Annotated in this window: 7 protein-coding genes; 5 read left to right on the top strand and 2 right to left on the bottom strand. The window is 66.0% G+C overall.

Translation table 11 applies throughout. The features are described from left to right. Positions 1–115: 115 nt before the first annotated feature. Positions 116–364: a WhiB family transcriptional regulator gene (locus D3654_RS13465; RefSeq protein ID WP_003804966.1), complete on the bottom strand. Its 249-nt coding sequence runs from the start codon at positions 362–364 to the stop codon at positions 116–118. A 239-nt stretch (positions 365–603) separates the two neighbouring features. Between D3654_RS13465 and D3654_RS13460 the strand changes: the two genes are divergently transcribed. Then, a complete protein-coding gene (locus D3654_RS13460) occupies positions 604–1,095 on the top strand; it encodes a hypothetical protein (RefSeq protein ID WP_425359418.1) in 492 nt (163 codons plus the stop codon). A gap of 5 nt (positions 1,096–1,100) precedes the next feature. Here D3654_RS13460 and D3654_RS13455 read toward each other — a convergent pair whose 3' ends face one another. Further along, positions 1,101–5,219, bottom strand: a complete 4,119-nt coding sequence (locus tag D3654_RS13455; RefSeq protein ID WP_120521999.1) for a type VII secretion EssC family protein — start codon at positions 5,217–5,219, stop codon at positions 1,101–1,103. Between the two features lie 198 nt (positions 5,220–5,417). On the opposite strand from D3654_RS13455, the gene glf reads away from it, so the two are divergent. The 4 genes from glf (at position 5,418) to D3654_RS13435 (ending at position 10,259) form a co-directional block, all read left to right on the top strand. Beyond that, positions 5,418–6,605: a UDP-galactopyranose mutase gene (gene glf, locus D3654_RS13450; protein WP_120521998.1), complete on the top strand. Its 1,188-nt coding sequence runs from the start codon at positions 5,418–5,420 to the stop codon at positions 6,603–6,605. 89 nt (positions 6,606–6,694) lie between these two features. Next, entirely contained in the window at positions 6,695–8,644 is a 1,950-nt protein-coding gene (locus tag D3654_RS13445) for a glycosyltransferase (protein ID WP_120522001.1), read from the top strand. Next, positions 8,641–9,510, top strand: a complete 870-nt coding sequence (locus D3654_RS13440) for an ABC transporter permease (protein ID WP_120521997.1) — start codon at positions 8,641–8,643, stop codon at positions 9,508–9,510. The genes D3654_RS13445 and D3654_RS13440 overlap by 4 nt, the downstream gene beginning before the upstream one ends. Beyond that, complete coding sequence (locus tag D3654_RS13435; RefSeq protein ID WP_120521996.1) at positions 9,510–10,259, top strand: ABC transporter ATP-binding protein; 750 nt, start codon at positions 9,510–9,512, stop codon at positions 10,257–10,259. The genes D3654_RS13440 and D3654_RS13435 overlap by 1 nt, the downstream gene beginning before the upstream one ends. Positions 10,260–10,268: the final 9 nt, after the last annotated feature.

Genomic DNA, 10,268 nt, shown 5'->3' with positions numbered 1-10,268 from the left:
CGGACCAAATGGTCCGGGCCGCCCCACGTTTTTCGTTTGTGTGCACCCCTGGCCTGTTAACCCGCCGGGGTAGCCGGATGCCCGGCCAGGAATTCCGGCAGGGGAGCCTCCTGGCTTAGGAAGCGCGGCGGGCGCGGGCCGCACGGCGCTTGAGGGCGCGCCGTTCGTCTTCGCTCATGCCGCCCCAGACGCCGGCGTCCTGGCCGGACTCAAGCGCCCACTGGAGGCAGGTGTCCACGACTGGACAGCGGCGGCACACGCTCTTTGCTTCTTCGATCTGGAGAAGGGCCGGTCCAGTGTTTCCCACGGGGAAGAAAAGCTCGGGGTCCTTGTCGAGGCAGGCTGCGCGGTTACGCCAATCCATGCTGATCAGTCACTCCATTCGTCAGAACTAGTCGAGCCCTTTGTGAAAATATTCACGAGAGGCTTCATAGGAAAAGGGGACCCAATGGGCCCCCTTGGTCGTCTGAATCAAGCGTGTCATGTTAACGCCGTGTAAACAAGGGGTTCAAGCCTCGGAAATGCCCCTAAAGCATGAGCGATGCATCACATCAGCTGGCAGTCCGGGCGCCGGTATTCGACTATGTCGGGTAGGGTGCCAATGTGTCAATACCCCCTGAGAACCCTGCCAACGACCCATTCCACGAGGACGCGGCAGCGCCGCGGAACGGCGGTTCCCCCGGGGTCGCGGGCGCCGGACCCCGGCCCGTGGGGATCATCGTCATTTCGCTTGTCGTGGTCGTTGAAGCGTTGGCGCTCCTGACGGCGGCCGGTCTCTACGCGATCCAGCTTGTCAGCGGCGCGCCCGTCGCTTCCTTCTGGGGTGCTGTCTTCACCCTTGGTCTGCTCCTTGCCTTCTCGGCCTGGCTCTTCGCTGTGGGGCATTTCCTGTTCCGCGGATACCGCTGGACCCGGGCCGCCGCCCTCGTGGCCCAGCTGTTCGTATTGACGATCGGGGTTCCGACCCTGACCGGTGGCTTGCCGCTCGCCGGGCTGGCCATGATCGTGCCCGCCCTGGCCACCATCGGCTTCCTGTTCGAAAAGAAGGTCCTGGCCTTCGCGTCCCGGGCCGGGGGATCTTCGGCCGCATTGTGATGTGCTCATGCTGCCAAGGCCTCCGGAGGCCCTGCGACAGGGATCTGGAAGGTAAGTGATTCCCCGTCCTGAACGAGCACGGCCCGCCCCGGAGTTTTCCGTCCGGCCGCCAAACGGATCCCGAAGAGATCTCCATCCGACGGCTGCCGGGGTGAAAGCAGGATTCCCCGGCCCTCGTTCAGCGCGTGGGTGGCCAGCGGAACGCGCTGGAGGAGACTGTGGCTGTAGGCGGCCGTTGCGATCACCCTGACCCCGAGGGACGGCAGGGCTGCCGCAAGTCCGGCGGCCTCGCTTCCCAGACGGTCGGCGTCGTCGATCAGCGCGACCGCCCGCGGATCGACGGAACCCGCCCTCGCCTGTGCGTGCAACCGGGCGCAAAAGGCCCCGGGATCGGAGCCAGGCGCGGTGCGCAGCCAGCGGATGCCCGGGTTCAGGGCAGGCAACACGTCCAGCAGGCCCGATTTGCCGGTGCCGGGGTGTCCCAGGACCAGCGCGACCCCGCCGGGCGCGAGCCGGAGGGTGACCGGTTCGAGTTCATCTCCTCCCAAGCCCAAGAGAAGAGCCTGGCTGTGGGCGCCGAACCGATCTGCGGATGCACGTTGAGACGACAGGGCGACGACGTTGTCCGCGGCAAGCATCCGCGGCAGGGGGAGAACACGGAACACGGGACGCGCCGGCTCGGGCACCGTTCCGTACGGCCACAGCCGTCCCTCGGCTGGTACGGCGAACTGGGCCTCTGCCAGGCCTTCGCCGAGGAGCGGTCCGCAGGCCACGGCACGGGCCGGGTACGGCTCGAGCGGAGCGAAGCGCGGCCACGCGGCACGGCTCTCTTCGGTGCTTCCGAGGGGGAAGAAGGCGCGGTTGGGGAGCGAACCGTAGAGCCTCGAAGTCGTCAGTTCCCTGTCTCCCGTCACCAGGAGATGGACCCCAGCGGTGGCCCCGTCCCGGCCGATGCCATGGATGACGTCTTCGACCCACGCGAGGGGACCTGCCCGGAGGAGGGCAAGCCAGGATCCCCATCCGGTGATGACGAACAGCAACGGCACGCGGCCCTCGGCCCCCTTGCCTTGCCGTGCCGCGATCTCTTCCGCGATGCGTTCGGCGACCCGGCCGGCCCGCAGCGGCTCCTGGGTCGTCACCAAGGCACCCACCCTCCCCGGCAGCGGCTCCACCGGAAACGAGGCGTCGCCGTCGAGGACATAGCAATGGACCTCGTCGTGAGCCGACAGCAGCTGAGACACAATCGACAGACAAGCGCTTTCGGCGCCGCTGCCGGGAGGCCCAAGAAGCGCCAGATGACCGTGCACCCCGGGTTGCCAGGACAGTGGTCCGGTGCATTGCTTGTCCGGCAGATCGACGACTCCCAGGAATCCTGCGGGAGGGAGACAGCGTGCGTGGCGGCCAATCGAGGAACCGCCGCCGGCCTTGTCCAGTGGGACGTCCAAGCGGAGGGATTCAGGAAGTTCCGCCGCGACCGGTCTGAGTGGCTGCTCTTTCCCCGCCCCGGACCATGCATCACAGACCGCGTCAACCACCGATCGGCCGGCGTCCAAGGGACGCCGAACTCTTTGCCGGGAGTCGGCATCGCCGCCTTCCGGGCCCGACTTGCGGAGCTTGAGCGCCTCGACCGCCTCACGGGCTATGGCGGCGCGGCCTTTGGTACTCGCCGCCGGTCCCGACATGGAGGCGGCCTGGAACAACTCGCAACCTTCGGTCCCCCTGCTCAGGTAGGCCCTGCCGGGCAGCGATATGGGGATGCCGGCAGCCAGCGGGGAATTGATGACGTCCCGGGATTCCATATCGGATTGGACCCGAAGAGCAATGCTCGTGGTGACATTGGCACGAATGTCCGAACTAATGGCGCCTTGGGGCCGCTGCGTCGCCATGATCAGGTGAATCCCGAGCGACCTGCCGACTGTGGCAACCCTCATGAGTTCGGCGAGGGCCGACGGGGAGTCTTCAATGAGCATGCGGAACTCGTCGACAACAATGACCAGGCGCGGCAGCGGCCGGACCCCGGAGCGGCGGCCAGGGGGTGCTCCCTGACGGGCCTTGAGTTGATAGGACCCGAGATCTTCGACGCCGGCCCTAGCCAGGAGGTGTTCGCGCCGGCGGACCTCTGCGCGCAAGGAGACGAGGGTCCGGTCCATGCCCCGGCGCTTGAGGTCTGTAAGGAGCCCGACGCAATGGGGGAGCGTTGCGAGCGGGCCAAGCCCCGACCCTCCTTTGAAGTCCAGGAACAGGAAGTTGACCCGCTCGGGACTATGGGTGAGGGAAAGGGCAGCGACGATGGTGCGAAGGAGTTCGGACTTTCCCGCGCCGGTGGTTCCGGCGATCAGCAGATGCGGGCCGTCGGCGACCAAGTCGAGGGTCCGCACTCCGGGTCCACCACGGCCAATGACCGCGGGGAGCCCGGGACATTCCGCTGCTTCCTCCCAGCGTCGGCGGATTGAGGTCACGTCCACGGGAATGAGGTCGCCAAGACGGCAGGTCGCCGGGAGCCCGGTGCGGTTGCCTGCCGTCTCCCGGGACTCCTTCCCGAGGAGCCTGCAGAAGGAATCGAAGATTTCGGGGGCCACGAGGTCGGGATTGAAGGGCAGGCCGCCCGCCGCACCGCGGAGTTCGGCACGGGGGTGGCCCAAGTCGATGACGGGCGCGGGGCCGTGGCCGAGATCGATGACAGGCTCGGGGCCGGTGCCGTCGCTCCGGCGGAATACCGTCCACCCGGCGGCGTCGGCCGCCTCGAGCAGTGGCACGTCCGGTGCTGCCTGCGGGCCCTGCAGGAAGAGGAACCCCTTCGCCGTGGAGGTGGAGATTGCCTCCAGGGCGGCGTCAGGGTTGGTGCATAGTGTGGTGCGTGGCAGGAACCGGGCACTCAGCGGGAGCAGCCCGGCCGCGCCGTGGATGAGGATGGGGGCGGTGAGGGCACCTGGAAACACCGCGAGTTGCATGAGAAGGAAGTTGAACAGGCCGGTGACACTGGCCGCGGGACCGGTAACCGGAATATCGCGGATCGTGGGGTCCAGGGTGACCGGAGAGTTGCGCAGGACCGGCGCCTTGAAGAGCGGGTCCGGCGGGTCGAGGACGATGCGTGCCTCCCGCTCTCCGGTTCCGATGCGTAGGGCCGTCCCGCCGGAGGTACCCGTTTCGGCCTGTTTCTCCGGGTGCACGGGGTCCGTGGATGGCGAGGGGGAGATGCGGCCCTGCTGCCCATCCGGCCCCGCTGCGCCGGACGAGGCAGTTCTGACCGAAAAGACGATGTCTGCCGCCGAAGGTGCTGCCCCTTCCCGTCGCTCCCGGTCCATGGATTCCGCAGCGCGCAACGCGGCGTTGAAGGCCCGGCGTTCCTTACCGCCCGCGGCAAGCGGGACCAGTACAGCGATCGCCGAGATACCAGTGAACGCCAGGAACGTCCAGGTACCGGTGGCGAGCGCCAGGGCGGCCCCCAGGAGCAGGGGAAGGCCTGCCATGAGAAGGAGGTTGAGACGCCCCGTCGCTTCGGCGCGGCGTGGAATCTTCAGCGGTTCATCAGTCCGGGACCCGGCAGTCTCCAATGCGGAGGCGCGGGTGCTGCAGTCAAAGACAACTGTCATCAGCGACGTGCCGCATTGGATGAGCGAGTCCGTGGAGATGACGGCGGCGCGCACCCTGTTACCGTCCACCCTTGTCCCGTTTGAGCTGCCGTTGTCGCGCAGCGTCACCGATGTATCCGAAACCGTGAGGACCGCATGGACCCGGGAGATCTCCGGATCAGGAACCGTGATGGTGCATTCGCCCCGGCCGATCGAATGGCTGCCGCGCTCGAGCGGCACCACGAGGCCGGCGCCCGGTCCTGTGTGCACGAGAAGATGCAGCACCGCCGGGCCCCTGGCGCGGGGTCCGGGACCCGGACCATCCGCCGCCCTGTCCACCAGGACCGCACCCGCCACGAGCGGCGGCCGGCCGACCGTCAAGGAGGAAAGCGGCTGCCCGCACACGGACAGCTCACCGGTGTGGAAACGACCGGCGACGGCGGCCTGGACCGCCGAGCCCGGGCCGCCGTCGTCGATCTCGACCGTCAGTTCGACAGGTCCCTGCCGCACCGGGGAGAGCGGGCCGCGGACCAGAGTGCAATGGAATGGCATTGACGTTTTCCTTCTTCCTCCCGGTCGTGCGCCCGTTCCCAACGTAGGTCCGCCCGCGTCGCCCTTCGAGGGAGGAATGCCCCTATGTGGACAACCGCGGAAACAGGGCACCGGAATTCGGGTGGAGCATCTCGGGTAGGCTTGGTTTGCAGCCCAATGCACCCTATTGGGCTGCCCGCATTCGAACCAGGAGAATTTGTGACCGCTGATCTCGTTATCGTCGGGTCGGGCTTCTTTGGCCTGACAATCGCAGAACAGGCCGCCACTGAGCTGGGCTTGAAGGTCGTGGTCCTTGACCGCCGGCACCACATCGGCGGCAATGCCTACAGCGAAACTGAAGAACAGACCGGGATCGAGGTGCACCGCTACGGCGCCCACCTGTTCCACACCTCGAACGAGCGGGTCTGGGAGTACGTCAACCGCTTCACGACCTTCACCAACTACGTCCACAAGGTCTACGGCGTTCACAAGGGCGAAGTCTTCTCCCTGCCGATCAACCTGGCCACGATCAATCAATTCTTCCGGGCGAACATGACGCCGGGCCAGGCGCAGGCGCTCATCCAGGAGCAGGCCGGCGAGCTCGCCGGCACGGACCCCCAGAACCTTAATGACAAGGGAATCCAGCTCATCGGCCGCCCGCTGTATGAGGCCTTCATCAAGCACTACACGGGCAAGCAGTGGCAGACCGACCCGAAGGACCTGCCCGCGGGCATCATCTCCCGCCTCCCCGTGCGCTACAACTACGACAACCGCTACTTCAACGACACGTATGAGGGCCTGCCGACGAACGGCTACACGGCCTGGATCGAGAAGATGGCGGAGCACCCCAACATCGAGGTGCGCCTGAACACGGACTTCTTCGACGACTCCCACGAGTACTCGAAGTCCAAGGTCGTCGGGAAGATCCCCGTGGTGTACACCGGTCCGGTGGACCGCTACTTCGACTACGTCGAGGGCGACCTGTCCTGGCGCACGATTGATTTCGAGGAAGAAGTGCTGGACGAAGGCGACTTCCAGGGCACCTCCGTGGTGAACTACAACGACGCCGACGTCGCGTACACGCGCATCATCGAGCCGCGCCATTTCCACCCCGAGCGCAACTACCAGACGGACAAGACCGTCATCATGCGCGAGTTCTCCCGATTCGCGGAGAAGGGCGACGAGCCCTACTACCCGATCAACACCCCGGAGGACCGCGAGAAGCTGCTCAAGTACCGCGACCTCGCCGCGGCGGAGAAGGATGTCCTCTTCGGCGGCCGGCTCGGCACCTACAAGTACCTCGACATGCACATGGCCATCGGCTCGGCGCTGTCCATGTTCGACAACAAGATCCGGCCGCACTTTGAAAGCGGCACGGACATCGAAAGCGGAGGAGTGGACGCGTGAGCGCGGAAACCCATCTCGGCCAGCCCGGCGTCGACGGCGGCCCCGAATGGGTCACCCTCCAGAGGGTCATTTTCCCGGAGCATTCGGAGATGGACACCGCGCCGCTCTACGTTGACATGGGCACCGCGGCCGGTACGCCGGCCCCGACCGAGCAGGAAGCCAGGAAGCAGGGCCGGCGCCCTGTCCGCCTGAGCTCGCAGGCCCGGGAAGCCCACGCCGAGGATTTCATTGGCCGCTGCTCCACGCGCGTGCGGCCCGGTGAGCGGGTCTCCTTTGGTAGCTACTTCAACGCGTTCGCGGCTGGTTACTGGCGGAAGTGGACCACGCTCAGCCGTGTCCGCCTCAGCGTCACGACCCGCGGCGAGGGCACGATCGTCGTCTTCCGCTCCAACGCGAAGGGCGCCCTGCTGCAGCAGAAGAGCATTCCCGTTTCGGGGGAGCAGACTTCCGTCGTGGAACTGGACCTGCTCCCGTTCGGCGACGGCGGCTGGTACTGGTTCGACCTGGTCGCGGGCCGCGGAGAACTGCTGATGGATACCGCCGAGTGGCAGGCACCCGGCCCGGCACCTGCCGCGGCGTCGGTGACCCTGGAGATCACCACCCTCAACAAGACCTCCTTCTGCCTGAGCAACCTCCGCCTGCTCGCGGCGCACCCCGAGTGCCTCGACCACGTCAGCGAAGTCATCATCGTGGACCAGGGCACCGACAAAGTCTCGGCCGCGCCCGGTTTCGAGGAAGTGGCCAAGGACCTGGACGGGAAACTGCGGATCATCGAGCAGTCCAACCTCGGCGGTTCCGGCGGTTTCTCGCGGGGCATGTTCGAAGCCTGCGGCAACGGCAGCGATTACGCCCTGCTCATGGACGACGACATCGTGATCGAACCCGAGAGCATCACCCGCCTCCTGACGTTCGCCCGGTACTGCCGGAAACCCACGATCGTCGGCGGACACATGTTCGACCTGCACCACAGGACTGCCCTGCACACCCTGGGCGAGATCGTGAACCCGCAGCGGATCCAGCCGGACCAGCCCTACGCGGAAATGGAACTGGGGCACGACTTCCTGATTTCCAACCTGCGCCAGACGCCGTGGATGCACCGGCGAGTGGACGTCGACTACAACGGCTGGTGGATGTGCCTGATCCCTACGTCGATCATCCGCGAGATCGGGCTTTCGATGCCGGTCTTCATCAAGTGGGACGACGTGGAGTTCGGGCTCCGCGCCAAGGCCCACGGGCACCAGACCGTCAGTTTGCCAGGTGCCGCCGTCTGGCATATCTCCTGGGGCGACAAGGACGACCTGGTGGGCTGGCAGGCCTACTTCCACAACCGGAACCGGCTCATGGTCGCGTTGATGTACAGCCCCTTCGCCAAGGGCGGCCGCGCGCTGCTGGGCGCGCTTTTCGCGGACCTCAAGCACACGCTGTCCATGCAATACGCGACGGCGAAGGGCCGGGTCTGGGCGATGGAGGATCTCCTCAAGGGCCCCGACGCCCTTCATGGGATGCTGGACACCACCCTGCCGCGGATCCGTGCGATGCTGGCCGAACACAGCGACACCGTCTACCTCAGCGACCCGGATGATTTCCCGGCGGCCCAGAAGGAAACGACCCTGGGCGGAAGCGCGGCCGTGGCCGGCCGTCCGTCCCTGAAGACCCTCCTTCCCTGGGGGATGAAGACACTGCGCAAGCAGCTTTTCACGGACGTTTCCGCCGAGGATGCTGCCCGGCCCCAGGCCCGGATTTCCCACCAGGACAACAAGTGGTGGACCGTGTCCCAGTTCGATTCCGCGATCGTCACGAACGCCGAAGGAACCGGTGCGTCCTGGTACGTCCGGAATCCGCAGCTGGCCAAGTCCCTCCTGACCTCGGCCGCGGCGTCGATGTTCCAGCTGGTCCGCCGCTGGGACGGACTCTCCGCCGAGTACAAGGCCAAGATGCCGGCGTTGACCTCCATGGAGAGCTGGTCGAAGACCTTCGCCGAGCACACCATCGCCGATAGCCGTGACCGGAACGCCCATGCGCTGGGGGAGCGCGGATGACCTCGCTCCTGGACACGCCCCTGGTCCGGCCCGGGATCGGGCAGGGCCTCAAGGACGTCTTCCGACGCAGGTACCTGCTCAAGCTGCTGGTCCGGAAGGAGATCAAACTCCGCTACCGGGGTTCCGTGCTCGGCGTCATCTGGTCCTACGTCAAGCCGGCCATCCAGTTCGTCGTGTTCTACATCGCGATGGGCGTGTTCCTGGGCCTGAACAAGAATGTCGGCAACTACGCCGTGTACCTCTTCTCGGGCATTGTGCTGATCAACTTCTTCACCGAGGCGCTCAACAACGCCGCGAAGTCGATCGTGTACAACAGCGGCCTGATCAAGAAGATCTTCCTGCCGCGGGAGCTGTTCCCGGTGGCGTCGGTCTTCGTGTCGGCGGCCCACTTCTTCCCGCAGCTAGTGGTGCTGCTCATCGGCTGCCTCCTGACCGGCTGGCAGCCCACCCCGCTCGGCATCTTCGCCGGCTTCGCGGGATTCCTGGTGCTGGCCATGCTGTCGGTGGGGCTTGGCCTCTTCTTCAGCTCGGTCAACGTCTACTTCAGGGACTCCGAGAACTTCGTGGAGATGATGCTGATGGTGGCCACCTGGGTGTCACCGGTCATGTACCAGTGGACGATGGTGCACGAGCGCCTCGGAGACTTCTGGTTCGCCGTCTACCAGTCGAATCCCGTGACGGTGGGCGTGGAACTGTTCCATTACGCGTTCTGGTCGACGACGTCGGGCGGCGACGCGGCGCTGGCCGCTCCGCCTCAGCTCTTTGAGCTTTGGCTCCCGGTTGCCCTCGTCGTCTCGGCTGCGGTGCTTGCCCTCGGCCAATTCACCTTCCGCAAGCTCGAAGTCAAGTTTGCGCAGGAGCTGTAGTGTCCGAGCTTTCCCCCATCACCGTAGAGATCAAGGGCATCAGCAAGCAGTTCGTGCTGCGCCACACCCGGTCCATCAAGGAAGCCCTCATCTGGTTCCTCAAGGGACGCAAGGGTGACCTTTCGGCCAAGTTCCACGCGCTCCGGGACGTGAGCCTGGACATCCGCCAGGGCGAGACGGTTGCCCTGCTCGGATTCAACGGCTCGGGCAAGTCCACCCTCCTCAAGCACATTTCCGGCGTCATGACGCCGGACGAGGGGACCGTGCGCACCCGCGGACGCGTCGCCGGCCTGATCGAGGTAGGCGCAGGCTTCCACCCCGACCTGTCCGGGCGCGACAACGTGTACCTCAATGCCGCCATCCTGGGCATGTCCGAAACCCAGATCAAGGAACGCTTCGATTCGATCGTCGAATTCGCCGAGATCGGCGAATTCATCGACACCGAAGTGCGCTTCTACTCGTCCGGCATGTACCTGCGCCTGGCTTTCTCCGTGGCCGTCCACTCCGACCCCGAGGTCTTCCTCGTGGATGAGATCCTCGCCGTCGGTGACGAACCCTTTCAGAAGAAGTGCCTGGACAAGATCCAGGAACTCGTGGACGCCGGCCAGACCCTCGTCGTCGTGAGCCACGACCTCGACCTTGTGCAGCGGATCTGTTCGCGGGGCGTCCTCCTGGAACACGGCCGTGTGCTCAAGGACGGGCCAAGCCACGACGTCGTCGAGTTCCTGCGTTCGCGCACCAAGGGATGAGCTTCATGA

It is taken from the genome of Arthrobacter celericrescens (genome assembly GCF_003614925.1).
Taxonomy (GTDB): Bacteria; Actinomycetota; Actinomycetes; order Actinomycetales; family Micrococcaceae; genus Arthrobacter; species Arthrobacter celericrescens.
This window is presented reverse-complemented; position numbering and strand designations above follow the sequence as displayed.

Coding starts and splice junctions, on each gene's coding strand:
- D3654_RS13440 (WP_120521997.1), top strand. CDS start 8,641: ATGACCTCGCTCCTGGACACGCCCCTGGTCCGGCCCGGGATCGGGCAG.
- D3654_RS13455 (WP_120521999.1), bottom strand. CDS start 5,219: ATGCCATTCCATTGCACTCTGGTCCGCGGCCCGCTCTCCCCGGTGCGG.
- D3654_RS13465 (WP_003804966.1), bottom strand. CDS start 364: ATGGATTGGCGTAACCGCGCAGCCTGCCTCGACAAGGACCCCGAGCTT.
- D3654_RS13445 (WP_120522001.1), top strand. CDS start 6,695: ATGGACACCGCGCCGCTCTACGTTGACATGGGCACCGCGGCCGGTACG.